Annotated in this window: 17 protein-coding genes; 7 read left to right on the forward strand and 10 right to left on the reverse strand. The window is 70.8% G+C overall.

The window, feature by feature from the left end; all coding sequences use genetic code 11:
• Positions 1-50: 50 nt before the first annotated feature.
• From Q0A34_RS10965 to Q0A34_RS10995, 7 genes are all read left to right on the forward strand, one after another.
• Positions 51-1,250: an acetyl-CoA C-acetyltransferase gene (locus Q0A34_RS10965; RefSeq protein ID WP_291480086.1), complete on the forward strand. Its 1,200-nt coding sequence runs from the start codon at positions 51-53 to the stop codon at positions 1,248-1,250.
• A 42-nt stretch (positions 1,251-1,292) separates the two neighbouring features.
• Complete coding sequence (gene pcaD, locus Q0A34_RS10970; RefSeq protein WP_291480030.1) at positions 1,293-2,093, forward strand: 3-oxoadipate enol-lactonase; 801 nt, start codon at positions 1,293-1,295, stop codon at positions 2,091-2,093.
• A 24-nt stretch (positions 2,094-2,117) separates the two neighbouring features.
• Positions 2,118-2,933 carry an IclR family transcriptional regulator gene (locus tag Q0A34_RS10975; protein ID WP_291480031.1) on the forward strand — a complete coding sequence of 272 codons (816 nt, stop codon included), beginning with the start codon at positions 2,118-2,120 and terminating at the stop codon, positions 2,931-2,933.
• A gap of 101 nt (positions 2,934-3,034) precedes the next feature.
• Positions 3,035-4,153 carry a Gfo/Idh/MocA family oxidoreductase gene (locus Q0A34_RS10980; protein ID WP_291480032.1) on the forward strand — a complete coding sequence of 373 codons (1,119 nt, stop codon included), beginning with the start codon at positions 3,035-3,037 and terminating at the stop codon, positions 4,151-4,153.
• Positions 4,150-5,001: a sugar phosphate isomerase/epimerase gene (locus Q0A34_RS10985; protein ID WP_291480033.1), complete on the forward strand. Its 852-nt coding sequence runs from the start codon at positions 4,150-4,152 to the stop codon at positions 4,999-5,001. The genes Q0A34_RS10980 and Q0A34_RS10985 overlap by 4 nt, the downstream gene beginning before the upstream one ends.
• Positions 4,998-6,728, forward strand: a complete 1,731-nt coding sequence (locus Q0A34_RS10990) for an FAD-dependent oxidoreductase (protein ID WP_291480034.1) — start codon at positions 4,998-5,000, stop codon at positions 6,726-6,728. Before Q0A34_RS10985 ends, Q0A34_RS10990 begins: the two co-directional genes overlap by 4 nt.
• A gap of 32 nt (positions 6,729-6,760) precedes the next feature.
• Positions 6,761-9,385 (forward strand): helix-turn-helix transcriptional regulator, encoded by a 2,625-nt coding sequence (locus Q0A34_RS10995; protein ID WP_291480035.1) that lies wholly within the window; start codon positions 6,761-6,763, stop codon positions 9,383-9,385.
• Between the two features lie 134 nt (positions 9,386-9,519).
• Here Q0A34_RS10995 and Q0A34_RS11000 read toward each other — a convergent pair whose 3' ends face one another.
• From Q0A34_RS11000 to Q0A34_RS11045, 10 genes are all read right to left on the reverse strand, one after another.
• Positions 9,520-10,383: a shikimate dehydrogenase gene (locus Q0A34_RS11000; RefSeq protein ID WP_291480036.1), complete on the reverse strand. Its 864-nt coding sequence runs from the start codon at positions 10,381-10,383 to the stop codon at positions 9,520-9,522.
• Positions 10,384-10,458: 75 nt separating this feature from the next.
• Entirely contained in the window at positions 10,459-12,369 is a 1,911-nt protein-coding gene (locus tag Q0A34_RS11005; protein ID WP_291480037.1) for a sugar phosphate isomerase/epimerase and 4-hydroxyphenylpyruvate domain-containing protein, read from the reverse strand.
• Positions 12,366-13,817: an MFS transporter gene (locus tag Q0A34_RS11010; protein WP_291480038.1), complete on the reverse strand. Its 1,452-nt coding sequence runs from the start codon at positions 13,815-13,817 to the stop codon at positions 12,366-12,368. The genes Q0A34_RS11005 and Q0A34_RS11010 overlap by 4 nt, the downstream gene beginning before the upstream one ends.
• A gap of 123 nt (positions 13,818-13,940) precedes the next feature.
• Positions 13,941-15,299 carry an aromatic acid/H+ symport family MFS transporter gene (locus Q0A34_RS11015; protein WP_291480039.1) on the reverse strand — a complete coding sequence of 453 codons (1,359 nt, stop codon included), beginning with the start codon at positions 15,297-15,299 and terminating at the stop codon, positions 13,941-13,943.
• A 3-nt stretch (positions 15,300-15,302) separates the two neighbouring features.
• Positions 15,303-16,499, reverse strand: a complete 1,197-nt coding sequence (locus Q0A34_RS11020; protein ID WP_291480040.1) for a 4-hydroxybenzoate 3-monooxygenase — start codon at positions 16,497-16,499, stop codon at positions 15,303-15,305.
• Positions 16,496-16,897, reverse strand: a complete 402-nt coding sequence (pcaC, locus tag Q0A34_RS11025; protein WP_291480041.1) for a 4-carboxymuconolactone decarboxylase — start codon at positions 16,895-16,897, stop codon at positions 16,496-16,498. The genes Q0A34_RS11020 and pcaC overlap by 4 nt, the downstream gene beginning before the upstream one ends.
• Positions 16,894-18,222 carry a lyase family protein gene (locus Q0A34_RS11030; RefSeq protein WP_291480042.1) on the reverse strand — a complete coding sequence of 443 codons (1,329 nt, stop codon included), beginning with the start codon at positions 18,220-18,222 and terminating at the stop codon, positions 16,894-16,896. Before Q0A34_RS11030 ends, pcaC begins: the two co-directional genes overlap by 4 nt.
• A gap of 13 nt (positions 18,223-18,235) precedes the next feature.
• Entirely contained in the window at positions 18,236-18,907 is a 672-nt protein-coding gene (gene pcaG, locus Q0A34_RS11035; protein ID WP_291480043.1) for a protocatechuate 3,4-dioxygenase subunit alpha, read from the reverse strand.
• 31 nt (positions 18,908-18,938) lie between these two features.
• Positions 18,939-19,631, reverse strand: a complete 693-nt coding sequence (pcaH, locus tag Q0A34_RS11040; protein WP_291480044.1) for a protocatechuate 3,4-dioxygenase subunit beta — start codon at positions 19,629-19,631, stop codon at positions 18,939-18,941.
• 331 nt (positions 19,632-19,962) lie between these two features.
• Entirely contained in the window at positions 19,963-20,652 is a 690-nt protein-coding gene (locus Q0A34_RS11045) for an ATP-dependent Clp protease proteolytic subunit (RefSeq protein ID WP_291480045.1), read from the reverse strand.
• Positions 20,653-20,658: the final 6 nt, after the last annotated feature.

Raw genomic sequence — 20,658 nt, forward strand, 5'->3', positions numbered from 1 at the left:
CCTCCCCCGCACCGACCCCCGCGCCGACCGATGTCGTCCTCTGCTCCCCGCTGCGGACCCCGGTCGGCGCCTACGGCGGAGCGTTCACCGACGTCCCGGTACAGGACCTGGCCTCCGCCGTGGTCAGCGCGATCGTCGAGCGCACCGGGCTCACCGCCGACAGCATCGACGACCTGATCCTGGGGCAGGCGTCCCCGGACGGTGCCGCCCCCGCCCTGGGTCGCGTCGTCGCGCTGGACGCCGGCCTCGGCGACAGCGTCCCCGGCATGCAGCTCGACCGCCGCTGCGGTTCGGGCCTGCAGGCCGTGGTCACCGCCGCCGCCCATGTCGCCACAGGTGCGGCAGACCTCATCATCGCCGGGGGCGCGGAGTCGATGAGCCGCACCGGCTACACCGTCGACGGCTCCATCCGCTGGGGTGTGAAGGGCGGTGACCTGGTCCTGCACGACCGCCTCGCCGAAGGCCGCGCCTCCGCCGGCGGCCGTGACCACCCCATCCCCGGAGGCATGATCGAGACCGCCGAGAACCTGCGCCGCGAGTACGGCATCACCCGCGAGGCGCAGGACGAACTGGCCACCGAGTCCCACCGGCGCGCCGTCGCCGCGATCGAGGACGGCCTGTTCGCCGACGAGATCGTCCCGGTGACCGTCCCCGGCAGGCGCCGCCGCGACCCGGAGACCGTCGTCGACCGCGACGAGCACCCGCGTCCCGGGACCACCACCGAGAAGCTCGCCGGCCTGCGCCCGGTGATGGGCCGGCAGGACGACGGGGCCACCGTCACCGCCGGCAACGCCTCCGGCCAGAACGACGGTGCCGCCGCGATGATCGTGACCACCCGCGCCCGCGCCGGGGAACTCGGCCTCGAGCCCTTCGCCCGGCTCAGCGGCTGGGCCGTCGCCGGAGTCGCACCGGAGACCATGGGGATCGGCCCGGTCCCCGCCACCGCACGTGTCCTCGACCGGCTGGGCCTGACGCTGGACGACCTGGACGTCATCGAACTCAACGAGGCCTTCGCCGCCCAGGCACTGTCGGTGCTGAAGGAGTGGGGCGTCGCCGCCGACGACCCGCGGCTCAACCCGCACGGTTCCGGCATCTCCCTGGGCCACCCCGTCGGCGCCACCGGCGCCCGGATGCTGGTCACGCTCAGCCATGAACTCCGCCGCCGCGGTGCGGGCCTGCGCGGCCTGGCCACCATGTGCATCGGCGGTGGCCAGGGACTGGCCGCGGTCCTCGAGTCGGAACAGGCCTGACCTGCACAACCTGCACGACAGCACGCACACGAAGGAGCAGACATGACGTCAGACACCGCAGCGACCACCCCGCTGACCCTCCACGCCGAGGTGTACGGCCCCGCTGAGCCCGACACCGACACCGTGGTCCTCCTGGGCTCCCTGGGGTCCACCACCGAGATGTGGCTCCCGCAGCTGGACGGTCTCAGCGACCGGCGGCGGGTCATCGCACTGGACCACCGCGGCCACGGCCGGTCACCGGCGACACCGGACGGCGACACCGGCCCCACGGTCCCTGACCTGGCCGCCGACGTCCTGCACACGCTCGACGGCCTCGGTGTGGGACGCTTCGCCGTGGTCGGGCTGTCCCTCGGCGGGGCCATCGCCCAGTACCTCGCGGCGACCAGCGGCCGGGTCGACCGGGCGGTGTTCATCTGCACCGCCGCGAAGTTCGGCGAGCCCTCCGGGTGGGTCGACCGGGCGCACACCGCCCGGACCGACGGCGTCGGCGCGCTGGCGGACGCCGTCGTCGCCCGGTGGTTCTCCCCGTCCTTCCTGGAGACGCGCCCCGCGACCACGGCCCACTTCCGCGCCATGATCGCCGCCACCCCGGACGAGGGCTACGCGGCCTGCTGCGACGCCCTGTCGCAGTGGGACTTCATCTCACGGCTCGGCGAGATCACCGTGCCCACGCTGGTCGTCGCCGGTGAGCACGACCCGTCCACCACCCCGGAGACGGTGAAGGTGGTCGCCGACGGTGTCGCCGGAGCGTCCTACGTGGTCCTGTCCCCGGCCGCGCACCTGCCGAACCTGGAGCAGCCGGACACGGTGAACACCCTGATCCGGGGCTTCCTGGCCGGCTGACGCCGGAAAACTACGGTCACGGTCATGGCGAACTCACGCTCCGGGGAGTCGATGCTCCAACGGGCCATGCGGATCCTCGAGTGCTTCGACGTGGACCGCCCCCGGCTCACCGCCGCCCAGATCGCCACCGCCACGGGCCTCTCCCGGTCGACGACCCACCGCCTTGTCACCGAGATGACCTCAGTGGGCATGCTGCACCGGCACGACGACCACACGCTGTCGGTCAGCGTCCGGTCCTGGGAGACGTCCGTGCGCTGCAACCCGGTGGAGAAGCTCCGGGAGACCGCCCGCCCGGTCCTGGAGGACCTGCACGCCCGCGTCGGCCACCACATCTGCCTGACCGTGCCCGACTTCGACACCCTGAGCGTGCTCTACCTGGAACGCCACGACGCCCCCTATCCGCTCAGGATCATCAGCCGTCACGCCTCGCGCCTGCCCCTGCACGACAACTCCACGGGCCTGGCCATGCTCGCCCACGCTGACGAGTCGACCGTCCGACGCGTCCTCGACGAGCAGGCGTCCGGACGGGACGCCGGGGCACTCCTGGCGCACCTCGCCGACATCCGCCGTCGCGGCTACGGGCACATCGTCGGCGGCATGGTCGCCGAGAACACCTCCTTCGCCGTCCCGTGCCTGGACCGGGACGGCACCGTTCTCTGCTCGGTCGGGGTGGTGGCACGCACCGGGCGGTGCGACCACGACAGTGTCCTCAGCGCCCTGACGACGGCCGGCCGGCGACTCACCGCGGCTCTCGACCCCGCTGGCCCCGGCAACACCGCTCGCACCGGCGGCACCGGTGAGCCCGCCACCTCCCCGTGGCCACCCCTGGCGTCCCGTTGAACGGGACATGCTCGTGACCTGCGACGAAGCTCCCTAGTCTGGGACCATCCACCCCGGACCATCCGTCCCGGACGATTCACACCAGGAGTGAGACACCAGACATGCCGTACCCCGACAGAACCCGTCCCGGCACCGGGGCCGCCGACCACCCGGGAGACACCCTGCGCGTCGGTGTCGTCGGCTGCGGCGCCATCTCCCGCAACCACCTCGAGGCCTTCGCCGCCGCCGAAGGCGCCGAGGTCACCGTCGTCTGCGACATCGACCCCGGACGTGCCGGAGAGACCGCGGCGCGGTACGGGATCCCCCACGCCGTCGGCACCGTGGAGGACCTGCTGGCCACCGGAGTCGACATCGTCTCGGTGTGCACCCCGCACGCCACCCACGAGGACGTCGTCCTCGCCGCCGCGGACGCCGGCGTCCACGTGCTGTGCGAGAAGCCCGTCGCCGTGGACCTCGCGTCCGCTGAACGCATGACCGCCGCCTGCGACGCCGCCGGCGTCCGCCTCGGTGTGCTGTTCCAGCGCCGTTTCTGGCCCGCGGCCCGGGAGATGAAGGACGACCTGGTGGCCGGCCGGCTCGGCGAACCGATCCTCGGCCAGTGCACCGTGCTGCTCCACCGTGACCCCACCTACTACTCCGCCACCCCCTGGCGGGGCACCTGGAACAGTGACGGCGGCGGGGTGCTGATGACCCAGGCGATCCACTACATCGACCTGCTGGTCTGGATGATGGGCGAACCGGTGGAGGTCACCGGCCGCATCGCCACCTTCACCCACGACATCGAGGCCGAGGACACCGCGGTGGCCACCGTGACCTTCGCCTCCGGCGCCCTGGCCACGATCACCGCCACCACCGCAGCGGACACCGCACTCGGCGCCCGGGTGCAGGTCACCGCCTCCTCGGGCGCCACCCGCGCCATCCTGGAGTACCCGGAGGGCACCGACGGCCGGGCTGTGCTGCGCGCGGAGGGCGGAACGGTGACCACCACCCCGGACCACCCGTCCGACCTCGTCGCCAACGCCGACCTCCGGACGATCAACGGCGCCCTGATCCCGCACCACACCGCCCAGGTCGCCGATTTCGTGGGGGCGGTGCGTGACGGCCGTCCGCCCGCGGTGACCGGCCGGGACGCCACACGCGCACTGGCGGTGCTGCTCGCCGTCTACGAGTCCTCACGCACCGGCGCCGCCGTACGGCTGGGCAGGAAGGCCGCGGAGTGACCCCGGCCGAGCCCCGCCCGCTGGGCCTGGCCCCGCTGTCGGCGCTGACGGTGCCGCCGGACCGACTCGTCCGCCTCGCCGCGGACGCCGGCTTCGACTTCGTCGGCCTGCGCGTCCTGGCCGTCACCGCCGACGAACCCTCCCACGACCTGTCCCCGGGATCCCCGCTGCTCACCGACACCCTGACTGCCCTGTCGGACACCGGGCTGGCGGTGGTCGACGCCGAGTTCCTGCGCATCGACGCCGACACCGGCCCCGACACGTGGATGCCCGCTCTGGAGACCGCACAGGCCCTCGGCGCCACACGGTTCACCGTCGCCGCCGGAGACGACGACCTCTCCAGGCTGACCGACACCCTCGGCCGGCTGGTCCAGGACGCCGCCGGGTTCGACGTGGTGCCGGCACTGGAACCTATCTCCTACCGCAGCGTGTGTTCCCTGCCCGTGGCCGCCGAGATCGCCCGGGCCACCGGTGCCCGGGTCCTGCCGGACACCCTGCACCTGGCGCGGTTCCACGCCACCACCGCAGAACTCACAGAACTCGCCGGGGTCGCCGGGCTTGTCGACATGGTGCAGTTGTGCGACAGCCCACGGCAGCCACCGACCACGACGGAGGGCCTCGTGGAGGAGTCCCGGTCCCGTCGGCTGGCACCGGGCGACGGCGAGCAGGATCTCGCCGGATATCTGCGGGCCCTGCCGCCGGACCTTCCCGTCAGCGTGGAGGTCCCGAACGACGCCCTGCTCGCCCACCACGGGGACGCCGCATGGATCCGCCACCTGCACGACACCGCCCGTCGCGTCCTCGACACATCCACCGTCCCCACGTCCCCAGGAGACCACACACCATGACACAGACACCCGAGAACACCCGCGACGACCGAGACAACTACGACGTGGTCGTGGTCGGCTCCGGCGCCGGTGGCCTCTCCGCCGCCGTCACCGCCGCACACCACGGCCTGGGTGTCGCCGTCGTCGAGAAGGCCGACGTCCTCGGTGGGGCGACGACCTGGTCCGGAGGGTGGGCGTGGACCCCGGGCACCGGCTTCGCCCGACGCCACGGTGTGGTCGAGGACCCCGAGGAGTTCCGCACCTACCTGCGCGCGGTCATCGGCAAGTACTACCAGGACGACAACATCGACGCCTTCCTCGACGCCGCCCCGGAGATGGTGGACTTCTTCCACAACTGCACCCGCCTGCAGTTCACGCCGGGGTCCACGATCAAGGACATCTACGGCGACCTGCCCGGGGCCGGCAACGGGCACCGCTCGGTGGGACCCACCCCGTTCAACGGCCGCGCCGTACGGCCGGAGGTGCGGGCCAAACTGCGCCACCAGCTCTACGAGACGTCCTTCCTGGGGATGGGCATCATGGCAGGCCCGGACCTGAAGAAGTTCCTGTCGGCCTCCCGCGGGGACGTCCGCGGCTGGTTCCACGCGGCCCGGCGCGTCCTGGTGCACCTGTGGGACATGGTGGTGCACCGGCGGAACATGCAGATGGTCAACGGTGCCGCGATGATCGGCCGGCTCGCCGCCTCCGCCGACGACCTGGGGGTGGAGCTGCTGACCGGTACCGCCGCACGCGAACTGACCACCGACGCCTCCGGCCGGGTGACCGGGGTGACGGTGCAGGGACCGGACGGCACCAGGACGCTCTCCGCGTCGCGTGGGGTCCTACTGGCCACCGGAGGGTTCCCGGCGGACGTCGAGCTGCGCCGGGAACTGTTCCCCCAGACCCCCACCGGACGGGAGCACCGTACGCTGGCCCCGGAGGAGGCCTGCGGGGACGGCCTGCGCATGGCACAGGCCGTGGGGGCGGCGGTGACCACGGACCTGAAGTCGCCCGCGGCCTGGTGCCCGGTGTCCGAGGTCCCCTACCTCAACGGCAAGGTCGGCACCTTCCCCCACATCATGGACCGCGCCAAGCCCGGTTGCGTCGGAGTGGTGTCCACCGGACGACGGTTCGTCAACGAGGCGAACGGCTACTACGACTACGTCGACGCGATGATCGCCGCCACCCCCGAAGGGGAGCCGGTGCAGTCCTGGCAGATCGCCGACTCGACCTTCGTGCGCCGCTACCCGCTGGGGATGGCGAAGCCCTTCCCGGTGCCGCTGTTCCCCTACGTCCGCAACGGGTACCTGGTGAAAGGGCGGACACTGCGGGAACTCGCGGAGAAGTGCGGGATCGACCCGGACGGACTGGAGGCCACCGTCGCCGAGTTCAACGACAACGCCCGGCGCGGCGAGGACCCGGACTTCCACCGGGGATCCACCCCGTTCAACCGCTACGGCGGCGACCCGGCGGTGGGCCCCAACCCGTCCCTGGCCCCGGTGGAGAAAGGCCCGTTCTACGCGGTGAAGGTCCTGCCGGGAAGTTTCGGCACCTTCGCCGGCATCACCGCCGACGGGCGTGCCCGGGTGCTCGGCGAGGACGGTTCCCCGATCACCGGGCTGTACACCGCGGGCAACGACCGGGCGTCGGTCATGGGCGGGTTCTACCCGGCCGGGGGCATCAACCTGGGTCCTGCCCTGACCTTCGGCTACGTCGCGGGACGGGAGTTGGCCGGCGACGGTCGCTGAGGCGGGCCCCGCCGCCCCGGTAGACTGTCGGCGTGTCTGTCGTCCACCGCGGAAACGTCCCCCGCCTCCACCACCGGCAGGTCAGGGAGATCCTGGCGCACCTGGAGAACATCCCCTCCGGCTGCGGGCTCCTCGTGACGGTGCGGGACTGGGCCGGTGGCGGCGCGTCCGGGGTGCTGCACGGTGTCGCCACCGGCTCCCCGGCGTGGGCGGTGCTCCACACCCGCCTGCTCCCGGGGCTCGCCGTACCGCCGGAGGTGTCCCGGCCCGGCGACTCCGCCGACACCCTGCTGCTGGTCGAGGACCTGCACCTGGCCGACCCCGACCAGCTCAGGGGACTCCACGCCGAGACGTCCCGGCACGACCGTGCCGCCCGGCTCGTGGTCGTGGGGTCGGTGGGCGCCGACGGGCACCGGCAGGCGCCGGGGCTGCTGCGCGGGCACGTCGAGGTGCAGGTCCCTCCCCTGACCGTCGACGACGTGGGTGCGGTGGTGGAGACCTCGACCGGATCCGTCCCGACGCCACGCCTGGCAACGGGTCTGCACACCATGACCGGCGGCCGGGTCGACCTCCTGACGGAGCTGCTCCACGGCGCGCCCGGCGACATCAGGGCAGGACGGCTCCCCGCCGTCCCCGACCACTGGGCCGCCTCCCTGGCGGACACCCTGGGCGAGGTCAGCGGCGTCAGCGGCGTCAGCGGCGTCAGCGGGGACAGCGAAGGCCGGCGTCTGCTGACTGACCTGCTGCGTGCCGTGGCGGTCGGCGGAGGACCGGACGCGGGCCCCGTCCCACTGGCCCTGGTTCGGGGTCTCACCGGGAATGTCGCAGTCGCCGACGGGACATTCTCCCGGCTGCTGCGCGCACTGCCGGGCTCGGAGGTGGAGTTCCGGGACCCACGCCACCGGGCCGTCGTACTGGAGGAGACTTCCCCGCCGGTCGCCGCCGCCCTCCACACACACGCAGCGCGGCTGCACACCGACCCCGGACGTGCGCTGCACCACCGGCTCGAGGCGGCACGCGCCGGCGGGGATGCCGGGGACATCGCGGACACTGCAGGCCGGATGCGTACCCTCGCCGCACAGTACCGTGACCAGGGGCGGTGGCGGGCCGCAGCCGATGTGCTGTGCCAGCTTCCCGATGACGGTGCGGGAGACCACGCCGGTAACCAGGCCGGAAAACAGGCCGGAAAACAGGCCGGAGCCACCGCCGAGGCCCTGGCTGCGGCCGGGGACCTGCCCGCCGCCAGACTCTGGTCGCAGGACGGCTCCGCACCGGCACCTGTGGCGTCCTACCTGGCGATGCACGCCGGCCAACGTCGCCGTGCCCATGCCGAACTGGACCGATCCGGGACCCGGCCGTCACGGCAGCGCGCCCTGCTCGCCTTCGCCGACTGGGAGCCCCAGGCCATGCTCGAGCACGCCACCGCCGCCGGAGACGACCTGCTCACCACCGTCGCCACCAGCGTCCTCGAGGGCACCTTCACCCCGTCCGACGGGCAGGACGTGCCCCACCGCCTCGTCGACGGCTGGCTGGCGCTGGTCAACGACGACCCCCTCACTGCACGCGGGCTCCTGTCGACCCCGCTGCCCGCCGGGGACCGGGCCACACCCACGCTGCGGATCTGGCGGGACGCCTGGCTGGCCCGGACGCAGTACGTCCTCGGCGACTTCGAGGACGCCCGCCGAACCGTCGAACGAGGCCTGGCCACCGGCGACGCGCACGGCAGCACCCTGCTCGACCCCGTCCTGCTGTGGACCGGCGCCCAGGTCGCCGCCTTCCAGGGCGACGCCCCAGCCTCCCGCCAGTACACCGGCCGCCTGCCCGACGACCCCGAGTCCTTCCTCATCCAGCGACTGCCCGCCGCCATGAGCCGCATGATCACCACCGCCACCAGCAGCGACCTCGTGGCGGCGCTGCGTGTGGGCGAGTCACTGGCCCGGATCGGCACAGAGAAGGACACCCAGCAACCCGGGTTCTGGCCGTGGGAGGACGTCTACGCGCAGTGCCTCGTGCGCGCCGGGAGGATCCGTGCCGCCGACGCCGTCGTCTCCGAGGCCGAACAGCGCACGGCCGGCAGCGGGTTGTCCTCGGTGGCGGCGAAACTGCGGGTGCCCCGCGGCAGCATACTGTTGCGGCGCGGGGACGTGGAGGCCGGGGTACGGTGCTTCGACGAGGCCGTCGAGATCATCTCCGACACCCCGATGCGGGCCTACCAGTCACGTATCCTGCTCGAGTACGGCCAGGTCCTGCGTCGGCTCGGGCGACGACGGCGTGCCGACGAGATCTTCGCCCGCGCCGAGGAGGTCTTCGCCTCGATGGGTGCACCGGCCATGGTGGAACGCTGCCGTCGGGAACGCCGCGCTACAGGGATCTCAGGCAGCTCTGGTGTCTCAGGCGCTTCCGGTGCACCGGTCGCCGAAGGTGCAGGCGGTGCCGTCGGTGTGATCGGTGCCGATACGGTGTCCGGTCCGTCCGGCGTGCTCACCTCCCAGGAGGAGCAGATCGCGGTGATGGCCGCCGACGGCTCCACCAACCGGGACATCGCCCGGGAGTTGACCCTGTCGACGAAGACGGTGGAGCACCACCTCACCAACTGCTACCGCAAGCTGGGCATCAGGAGCCGCACCGAGCTGTCCACGGCACTGCAGCGCCGGTGAGGGGCATACGCGGCGCCGGTGGCGGACCCCACTTCACACCCCGCGCAGTCATCGCACCCCATAAGACGCTGCTTGAGCCCTGACCTGGGCTTTTGATTACTTAAGCAGGTTATGAGGTGCGGAATGTCGCAGGCTCAGCCCAGCGAGTGGAACGTCGCCCGCATACGGTCGGCGTCCGCCGGCAGCCCGGTGAAGTGCTCGAAGGCGTCCACCGCCTGGTAGACGGCCATGTGGGTGCCGTTGATGGTGCGGCACCCCGCAGCCTCCGCCTCCTGCAGCAGCTGGGTGGACACCGGCATGTACACCACGTCACTGACCCAGTGACCCGGGGTCAGGCAGGAGGTGTCGAAGGACGTCCCGGGGTGGCTGAGCATGCCCAGCGGAGTCGCGTTGACCACACCGTCCGCCGCGGCGACAGCGTCCTCGACACCCTCCGGGCCGCCGCCCGTGGCGATCGTCGTCCCGGTGGCGGTGTTGAGGTTCCCTGCGAGCTCGGCGGCACGGGCGGCGTCGACGTCACGGATCTCCAGCTGCTCCACACCGGCCTCCGCCAGGGCGAAGGCGACGGCGTTGCCCACTCCCCCGGCGCCGACCTGGACCACGGACCGCTTCGAGACGTCCGGCAGCTGCTCGGCCAGGCCACGCGCGTAGCCGGTGACGTCCGTGTTGTAGCCGAAGGTCCTGCCGTCGCGGATGGCCACGGTGTTCACCGAACCCAGCCGGCCGGCGACCGGGTCGACCTCGTCCAGCAGCTCCACCACCTCACGCTTGAAGGGGTGGGTGATGTTCAGGCCGTCGAACCCCAGGTCGATGGCGCCGGACAGCAGCTGCTCCAGCGACCGCTCCTTCAACCGGTCGGTGAGCACGTCGAGCCGGCGGTACACCGTGGGGTGGCCCTGCGCCAGGCCCTCGGCCTCGTGCATCGGCGGGGTGCGCGACAGGGACAGGTCGGTGCCGATCAGCCCCAGCAGGAAACTGCGTGCGGGTGTGGTGGTCATGGTGGTCTACCTTCTCTCGGATGTGGGTGTTCGGTGTGGGTGTTCAGGTGAGCTGTGGTCCGCGGCGCCGCAGACTCAGCTGGGGATGCCGCGGGTCGCGTCACGCAGCACCCGGTACTGGGCCGCGAGGCGCACCGGGGTGTTGTCCACGCCGTGCCCGGCGTAGTCACCGCGCCGTTCGACGAGTTCGAAGAACATCGTCCCCAGCGTGCCGGTGTAGAACCGCAGGTACTCACCGTGCCCGTCACGGTCGTAGAGCACGTTGCACTCCCGCAGCTCCGCCACGGTCTCCTCGTCCAGGTTGAACCTGGAGACCAGGTCGTCGTAGTAGTTGTCCGGCACCGGGAGCATCTCCAGGCCCCGGCGGCGCGCCCGGCGCGCCAGTCCGGTGATCCCGGTGACCTCCAGGGTCACGTGCTCCGGGTAGGACGCGGCGAGGAAGTCGCCCTGCTCACTGCCCTCAGGCGCCACGTTGAGGGTCAGGGAGAAGTCGCCCTCCGGCGCCGACATCACCCGGGAGTGCACGTACCCGGCGGGGCTCGGGACGGCGTCCGGCGTGTGCGCCTGCAGTCCCAGCACCGAGGTGAAGTACAGGGCCGCCTCGTCGTGCCGGTGCCAGCGCTGGGCGAGCCCCACGTGGTCCACACCGACGATCCGTGAGTGGGCGTCGGTGACCGCGTCGATGGTCCGGACGTCCTCGCCGATCAGACCGAACTCCTCGGCCCAGACGGGGACGCCGTCGGCGGTGGCCTCGCAGAAGTAGATACCGGTCCCGTCGGGCGTGTACACCCCGTGGAGGTCCGCCTCGTCGTCCTGACGTTGCCGCACGAGTTTCTCGGCGGACAGCTTCTCCGCCCGCGCGGCCGAGCGCTCCGCCCCCACGACGTCCACACCGAAGCTGTCGATCACGGTGTCGCTGCCGGTGGGGCCCAGGTCACGGACCACGATCCGGGCGCCGCCCTGCACCCACACCTGGAAGTCCTCCTTGGTGCGGTGGTAGCCGCCCAGCACGAAGCCGAGCTGGTGGAGGAGTTTGGTGATCTCCCCGAGCCGGCCGGTGTGCAGTTCGACGAAACTGTACGACCGCGGGGCCGTCGCCTCCGGCAGCGCCGCCAGTCCCACCGGGTAGGAGGCGGGGTCGACGGAGCCGTTCTCCGGCCGGGCCGCGTCGAGCTCCCGGTAGACCTGGTCCTCCAGCCAGCGCAGCGAACGCAGCCCGTCGACCGCGGTGCGGGTGACGTCGGCCTGGCGGAAGGAGTCGTTGAAGATCTCCAGGGACACCGGCCCGTCGTACCCGGCGACGGTGAGCAGGCGGAGGAACTCCACCAGGTCGAAGTCGCCCTCACCGGGGAACACCCGGTGGTGCCTCGACCAGGACAGCAGGTCCATGTCCCGGCGCGGGGCGTCGGCGAGCTGGACGAAGAAGATCTTCTCGCCCGGGATGCCGGCGATGTCCGAGGGGTCGTCGCCCCGGGACAGGATGTGGAAGCTGTCCAGGCAGGTGCCCACGTTGGGGTGGTCCGCCAGCTCCACGATCCGGTGGGCGTGGCGGTAGGTGTTGACGTACCTCCCCCAGGCCAGCGCCTCGTAGGCCAGGCGGATACCGTAGCCGGCGGCCAGCTCGCCGGCGCGGCGGAGCTGCGAGGCGCAGACCTCGTCGTCGTCGACGGTGGCGGTGCCGACGTTCGAGCAGATCAGGATCATGTCGATGTTCAACCGTCTCATGATCCGGAACTTCGACTCGAGCCGGCGCAGGTTGTCGGCGAACTGCTCCTCGTCCACTCCGTCGAGGTCGCGGAAGGGCTGGTAGAGGTCGAAACTCAGGCCCAGCTGCTCCCCTCTCTCCCGGATCTGCTCCGGGGAGTGCGGGGAGACGACCAGGTCCTGTTCGAAGATCTCCACACCGTCGTACCCGGCGTCGGAGGCGGCGCGGAGTTTCTCGGCGAGGGTGCCTGACAGGCAGACGGTGGCTACGGACGTTCTCATTGATTCTGCTTCACTTTCTGGACGAAGGTGTCGCCGGCGTCGATCTGGTCGAGGGTCAGGAAGGCGGTCTCACGGGTGGTGGCGATGGCGATCGAGACAAGGACGGCGACGACGGACGAGAACATCGCGACACCGAGGTAGTTGTCGCCCTCGGTCCCGGCGACGAGGGACGCCAGGATCGGGGCGAAGCCGCCCGACAGTGCGAAGCCGATCTGCGTGCCCAGTGCGACACCGGTGACCCGCACCGAGGTCGGGAACATCTCGGCGTACAGGGCCGGCCACGTCGCGTTGGACATGGAGTAGAACAGGCCGAACATCACGGCGCCGAGGACGAAGATCAGCGGCCAGTTCCCGGCGTTGACCGCCATCAGGTAGGGGTACATCACCACGGCGGCGCCGAGGGCACCGGTGATGAAGACCTTCTTCCGTCCGAAACGGTCGGCGGCCGAGCCTGCCAGCGGGATGCTGACCAGGGCACACACGTTACCGGTCACGGTGACCCACAGCATCGTGGAGCGGTCCAGCCCCACGATCGAGGTCGCGAACGACAGGGACCACACGGTGAAGACGATGTTGACCGTGTTGATCATGGCGGCGAACGCCACCCGGACCACCGCGGCACGGTGGTACTTCATCACCAGCTGCAGCGGGTTGTGCCTGGCCGCCGCGGCGCGGGCCGCGACACGCTCGGCGGTCCTGGGGTCCAGGTCGTCCAGGGAGACCTCCTGCTCGACCTCCTTGGCGTCCTCGACCTCGGCGGCGGTCTCCTGGAACGCCGGGGGCTCCTCGAGTCGGCGGCGGATGATCCAGGCGATCAGGACGACGAAGGCGGAGAGCCAGAAGGGCACCCGCCATCCCCAGCTCATCAGCTGTTCCTCGGGCAGGAAGGCGGTGAAGGGGATGAAGACCGCGGTGGCCAGCAGCGTACCGAACTGGGTGCCGTGCAGGGTCCACGCGGTGGTCCAGGAACGGTGCTGTTCATCGGCGTGCTCCAGGGACACCGCGATGGCGCTGCCCTGCTCGCCGGAGGCGGAGATCCCCTGCACGATGCGGCACAGCGCCAGCAGCAGCGGGGCGAGCAGTCCGACCTGGCTGTAGGTCGGCAGACACCCGACGACGAAGGTCGAGGCGCCGATCATGAACAGTGACAGCATCAGCACGAACTTGCGTCCGAACCGGTCGGCCAGCGGTCCCATGATCAGGGCCCCCAGGGGGCGCACCACGTAGGCGATGCCGACGGTGGCCATCGAGGCCAGCACGGCCACACCCGGGGACGTCCCCTCGGGGAAGAACAGGACGTTGATGACCAGCGCGGCCGCGGTGCCGTAGACGGCGAAGTCGTAGTACTCCAGTGCGGAACCGACCCAGCTGGACAGGGCGGCCCTCCTGGGGGTCTTCTGCGGCGCCGTGTGCGGGGCGTCGTCGTGCACAGACGGTGAGGTACTCATTGTGAACTCCTCGTGATCAGTCCCCGGGGACGTGCTCTTGTCGGGGACGGTGGTTCGCCCGGTCACGGATGTGGCGGCAGGCGGTACTGCAGGGCCCGGACGGACCGGGCCCGGGACAGGGAATCAGGACGGGGACGTCTCTCCCTCCACCGCGGCGATCGTGGAGGGACGCAGGGTCCGGGAGAACGAGAAGATCGCGAACCCCAGTACCCCGACCACCGCGAAGGCGAAGAAGCCCCACGGGTAGGCGATCCCGGCGGTGACCAGGATGCCTCCGAGCAGTGGGCCCGAAATCGCGCCGAGGCGTCCGATGCCGGCGGAGAACCCCATCGCGGTGGCGCGTGCCGAGGACGGGTGGTTCTCCCCCACGAAGGCGTAGATCAGCACCTGGGAGCTGAACACGAAGACGCCGGTGAGGAAGACGACGACGTAGAGACCCACCAGCGGCAGGCGGATCGCCAGCAGGGCGAGGAACACCGCCGAGCAGAGGAACCAGATCAGCGCCGTCCTGCGCGGCGAGTGGATGTCCGCGACCCGGCCGGCGATGAACAGCCCGACCACGGCGCCGACGTTGAGCACCATGAGGAAGGCCAGGGAGTTGCCCAGGTCGTAGTCCGCCTCGCGCATGATCTGCGGCAGCCAGGTGTTCAGGCCGTAGACCAGCAGCAGCCCCATGAACGAGGTCGCCCAGATGGCGACGGTGTTGACCCGGAAGGTGGGTTGCAGCAGGGCGCGGATCCCTTCGGTGTTCTCGCCCTCCTTCTGTTCCTGCAGGGTGTCCATCTCCGTGTCGACCTGCAGGCCGTAGGCCTGTTCGATGGACTCCGCCTCCTCGACACGCCCCTTGATCCGCAGGTAGGCGGGGGACTCGGGCAGGAGGAAGTACAGGACGGGTGCCAGGATGAGGCCCGGGACGGCCCCGGCGACGAACATGGCGTGCCAGCCGGCGGCGTCGATGAGGAACATCCCCAGCAGGGCGGTGAGCACCGCACCCACGTGGTAGCCGGTCATCAGCGTGGTCGAGGCGGAACCGGCCTTCCGTCCGGAACGGAACTCCGTGACCAGGGAGATGGCCGTGGGCAGCGCACCACCCAGGCCGGCCCCGGCGAGGAATCGCCAGAGTGAGAACCACGTGACGTCGGTGGTGAACGCCAGGAGGAGGGTGAACACCGAGAACAGGAACACCGCGGCGATGAGCACGCGGCGGCGCCCCAGTTTGTCGGTGAGGAACCCGATGACCAGGGCGCCGATGGTCATGCCGACCAGACCGACGGTGGTGATCTGGGTGGCCTGGGCGCCGGTGAGGTCCCATGCCGGGTCCTCGAGCATCGACGGGATCGTGGTGCCCAGGACGACCAGGTCGAAACCGTCCAGCAGGACGGCGATCCAGCACAGGGCGGTGACGACCGCGGTGGACCTGGTGGCTGTGAAGCCGGCGCCGGTGCCGGCTGCTCCGGCCGGGCGGGTGGGGGTGGTGGACATGGTTCAGACCTCGAATTCCGGGAGATCCCGGCCGACGTACTGTTCGGCCAGGTAGCGTCGTCCCGCCTCGGAGGACAGGACGGAGGACAGTTCCGCGAGACGGCGACGGGACTCGAAGGTCGTCGCCTCAGGTGCCTGGTGCAGCATCGACGACATCCACCAGGAGAAGTGCTGTGCCCGCCAGATGCGGGGCAGGACGATGCGGGAGTAGTCGGCGAGCAGTTCGGGACGTCCCCGCAGTGCCCGTACCAGTGCCGGTGCGAGAACGGCGGCGTCAGCGACGGCCAGGTTCATTCCCTTGGCCCCGGTCGGCGGGACGGTGTGTGCGGCGTCGCCGGCCAGGAACAGCCGTCCGCGCTGCATCGGTTCGGTGACCGCGGAACGGAACCGGAGGACCGCCTTGTCGAAGATCTGGCCTTCCGCCACCTGCAGGTCGGGCGAGTCGGCCCGGGTGTGCAGTGCCTCCCAGATCCGGTCGTCCGACCAGTCCCCCACCGTGTCGGAGGGGTCGCACTGCAGGTAGTAGCGCTGCACGGTCTCCGAGCGGGTGGAGATCAGCGCGAAGCCCTCCGGATGGGTGGCGTAGATCAGTTCCTTCTGCGTCTTCGGTGCGTTCACCAGCACCCCGAACCAGGCGTAGGGGTACTCGTGACGGTGACGTCCGGCACCACCCGGGTCCACGGTCCCCCGGTGGGGCGACCGGGACCCGTCCGCGGCGACGACGTAGTCGGCCCGGATCCGGCCCGGGCGCCCGGCGGAGTCGGTGTAGTCGATCACCGCGGGCCCACCGGTGCCGGTGTCGGTGCCGCTGACGGCGTCGACGGTGGTGTCGAACAGCACGGTGCCGCCGTCGGCGAGCCTGCGGGCCACCAGGTCGATGAGGTACTCGTGCTGGGGGTACACCGCCACGGTGTGGCCGGTGAGCCCGGTCAGGTCGATTCTGGTGCGCTCACCCTGCACCGAGATCTCGATGCCCTCGTCGATGTCGGCCTCGCGCTCCATGCGCTCACCGACACCGGTCCGTCGCATCAGGTCCAGCGTGCCCTGTTCCAGGATGCCGGCCCGCACCGTGGTCTCCACGTCCTCACGGGAACGGGACTCGATCACCACGGACTCCACGCCGTGCCGGTGGAGCAGGTGCGACAGGGTCAGCCCGGCCGGCCCCGCACCGATGACGGCGACGGGAACGTACTCGCTCATGACAGGTCCTGGACGGCGGCGTTCAGCAGGGCGAACCCGTGGTTGGAGTTCGGGACGCCGGCGTAGACGGCGGTGTGCAGCAGCACCTCGCCGATGGTGTCGGCGTCGACCCCTGCACGCAGGGCGGCCCGGATGTGCATGTCGAGCTCACCGTCGTTGCCCACGCCGGTGAGCACCGCGATGGTCAGCAGGCGGCGCTGCGTGTGGCTGAGACCAGGGCGCTCCCAGACGTCCCCCCAGGCGGTGCGGGTGATGAAGTCCTGGAACTTCTCCGTGACGGGCGTCTTCTTCTCGATGGAGCGGTCGACGTGCTCGTCGCCGAGGACGGCGCGGCGGTTGCGCATCCCGCGCTCGTGGGCGGCGGCGCGACCGGCGGAGTAGGCGTCGGAGTCAGTCATGAGGGGTCCTTTCGGGTGTTCAGGTCGTCCAGTACGGCGTCGACGATGTCGGCGGCGTGTCCGGTGTGGTCGCCCGGGTCCGTGCTGAAGCCGTGGTCGCGGCGTGCCTGTTCCGTCAGCTCACCGAGGGTGCCGTCGGCGACCGCCCGGTCGACCTCGGCGCGCGGGACGTGGCGTCCCAGCGCCTCGGCGAGCACCGCACCGTCGGTGAGCGCCAGGTTGCGCCGCATCGCCGCGGTGTCCACGGTGATGCCGTCGATGCTTGCCCTGGTCCGGTTCACCGCACCCGCGGTGGCCGCGGCGAGGTCACGGACGGTCTGCCATTCGGCGTGCCAGGCCCCGGTCGCCCGCTGCATCCGCTGGTCCATGGCGTCGAGCATCGTCGCCGCCAGGGCGGGGGTCCGACGGGCGTAGCCGTCGGCGGCGATGGCGGCGGCCGGGTTGGCCTTGTGCGGCATCGCCGAGGAGCCGCCCGGTGCGGACTCCCGCAACTCCCCGACCTCGGTGGCGGAGAAGACGATGACGTCACCGGCGATCTTGCGGACCGCGCCCGCCAACGCCGCCAGTGCGGTGGCGACCTCGACGAGGGGCAGCCGGTCGGTGTGCCAGACCAGCGGGGTGGCGGCGAGACCGAGACGCTTCGCCAGTGCGGCGTGCACGTCCAGGCCCGACGGCGCGGTGGACGCCAGGTTGCCGGCGGCACCGGCGTACTGGACGGGCAGCGCGTCGAGGACGTCGCGCAGCCGGTTCGCGGCGGCCGCGGTCTGCCGGAGCCACCCCGCGACGATGACGCCGAAGGTGGTGGGGACGGCCTGTTGGCCCAGGGTACGGCCGATGACCGGTGTCGTACGGTGTTCCCGGGCCAGGTCCCTCAGGTCGCCGGTCAACGACCCGGCGGTCGCGAGTATCGCGTCGCCTGCGTCGCGGAGGCACAGCACCAGCGCCGTGTCGATGATGTCCTGGCTCGTCGCCCCCCGGTGCACCGCGGCGACGCCGAGACCGGCCCCGGTCGCCGCGTCCTTGAGGCGACGGGCGAGGGGGATGGCGGGATTGCCACCGGCGACCGACGCCTCGGCGAGGTCCACCAGGGCGGCGCCGTCCAGACTCGTCGCACCGATGAGCTCGGCGGTGGCGTCCGCGGTCCCCCGGTCCACCAGGCCGGCGTCTCCGACCGCCAGGGCGAGGGCCGCCTCGACATCGACCATGCGGCCGATGAACGCTGCGTCCGAGAGGGCCGCCGCAGCCGTGGTGTCCCCGGAGGCGATGTCGCCGTAGAGGGTTCGTGCCAGTGCCCCTGCCAGGGGGCGTCCGTGATCGTCGCTCACGTCAGACCGCACGTCAGACCCGGAAGAACGGGGTTTCGGCGGAGGCGTCCTCGTGCTGGAGGACGATGTCCATGCGGTAGGAGTTCTCCCCCTCCTGCGTCAGCACCAGGAGGTCGCGGCGGTTCTCCGGGACCACGGCCAGCACCGGGTCGTCTGCGCGGTCCTGGTCCGGGAAGTAGGCGCGGGTGTAGAGACGCTCCAGGATGCCACGGGCGAAGACACCGACCTTGAGGTGGGGAGCCTCCTCCGCGCTGTCCCCGACGGCCACGGGCGTGGCGCCGGGACGGCGGGTGCGGAAGGTCACCTCACCGGTGTCGTCGACGAAGCCACGGCCGATACCGGCACCGAGCAACGGGTTCCAGCCCTTCAGCGAGCCCTCGTCCGACCGCTCGTCGTACGGAGAGGGGAAGATGCCGTCGCCGTCAGCCTGCCAGAGTTCGATCATGGCGTCCTTCACGCGGTGGCCGGCACCGTCGGTGACCGAGAAAGTCACCTCGACGACATCCCCCTCGGCGAACGAGGCGGACTCCTCGTCGACGAGGTTCTCGGCGCCGGGCGTGGTCAGGCCGATGTGGACGTAGGGGCCCACCGTCTGGGACGGCATGATGCCCTGCGGCGCCTCGTCCTGGTCCCGGATGTCGGACACGGGATAGCGGTAGGGGCCCTTCGGGTCACTGTCGATCATCTGTCTACTCCTGTCGGGAAAGTGCGGGGGTCTACTCGAAGTGGGTGGCGTCGCGGCCGCGGAGCACGATGTCGAACTTGTAGCCCAGGGCGAAGTTCTCCCGCGTCTCGTCGTAGTCGAAGACGGCGATCATGCGCTCACGGGCGCCCTCGGGCACGGAGTTGTAGATCGGGTCCTGGAAGAACATCGGGTCACCGGGGAAGTACATCTGGGTGACCAGACGCTCGGCGAACTGCCGGCCGAACAGCGAGAAGTGGATGTGCGCGGGGCGCCAGGCGTTGGTGTGGTTGCCCCACGGGTAGCAGCCGGGCTGCACCGTGTAGAAGCTGTAGACACCGTTCCTGTCGGTCAGCGTCCGGGCCACACCGTTGAAGTGCGGGTCCAGCGGTGCCGGCCAGGAGTCGTTCTTGTGGCGGTAGCGGCCGGCCGAGTTGGCCTGCCACGCCTCGACGAGGGTGTCGGGCACCGGCCTGCCGTCGGCGTCGAGGACCCGGCCGTGCACGAAGATGCGCTGGCCGATGGCCTCGCCGCCGTTGGCCTGGGTCATGTCGTTGTCCTCGGCGCCGATCGCACCGTCACCGAAGACCGGTCCGGTGGTCTCCCCGAGCCGCTCGGGCACCATCAGCAGGTCGTTGTTCGGGTTACGGAGCACGGTCGTCCTGTATTCCGGGAAGTGCAACGGTGCGAAGCTTCCGTCGACGGCGACGTTACTGATGGGAACCATGGGCGTGACCCCTTCTGCGGGATTTCGGGAACGTGATGTGGGTCTCACGGTAGTAGGCCGTGCGCCACGCGCAAACCCGTTCGCATCACGAACTGGTTTTCCTTGATGACATGTCTCTGTGCTGCAGCTTTCGTGCCTCCCCGAGAACCTCGGGGGTCACCCAGGGGGGTGGTTAAGGGTAGGTGGAAACACGTAGATACAGCAGTACCTCCGCCGTCGCTCCCCACCCGGCGCACAGAAGTACAGGACATGACTGACGCCGCGGGGCCGGGACCGGACATGGTCCGGCCGGCCACGCGGCGTCAGTGTGCCCGGGGGGCCGCTACTGCTGCTACTGCTGCTGCTGCGCAGACAGCTTGCGGTACTCGAAGACCTGGTCGATGATGCCGTACTCCTTGGCACCCTCGGCGGTCAGGAACTTGTCGCGGTCAGTGTCCGCACGCACCTGCTCCTCGGTGCGGTTGGTGTGGCGGGCCAGCGTGGTCTCCATGAGACGACGCATACGCTCGATCTCCTCCGCCTGGATCTGCAGGTCCGAGACCTGCCCCTGCGTCCCCTGCGTGGCGGGCTGGTGGATCAGCACGCGCGAGTTCGGCAGAGCCGCCCGCTTGCCCTTCGTGCCGGCCGCCAGCAGCACGGCAGCGGCCGACGCCGCCTGACCGAGGCAGACCGTCACGATGTCGGGACGGACGTACTGCATCGTGTCGTAGATCGCCATCAACGCGGTGAAGGAACCGCCCGGGGAGTTGATGTACATGGTGATGTCCCGGTCGGGGTCGAGCCCCTCGAGCACCAGGAGCTGGGCCATGATGTCGTTCGCCGAGGCGTCGTCGACCTGGGTCCCCAGGAAGATGATGCGCTCCTCGAAGAGCTTGTTGTACGGGTTGGACTCCTTGGCACCCCACGAGGAGTGCTCGACGAACGAGGGCAGGATGTACCGCGAGGTGGGCATCTGCGCGCCCGACACCTGGCCGGTGAGTTCGCTGGCGTGGGTGAAACCGTTCATGTTGCTGCTTTCCATCTCTGC

It is taken from the genome of Corynebacterium sp. (assembly GCF_022712195.1).
Classification (GTDB): Bacteria; Actinomycetota; Actinomycetes; order Mycobacteriales; family Mycobacteriaceae; genus Corynebacterium.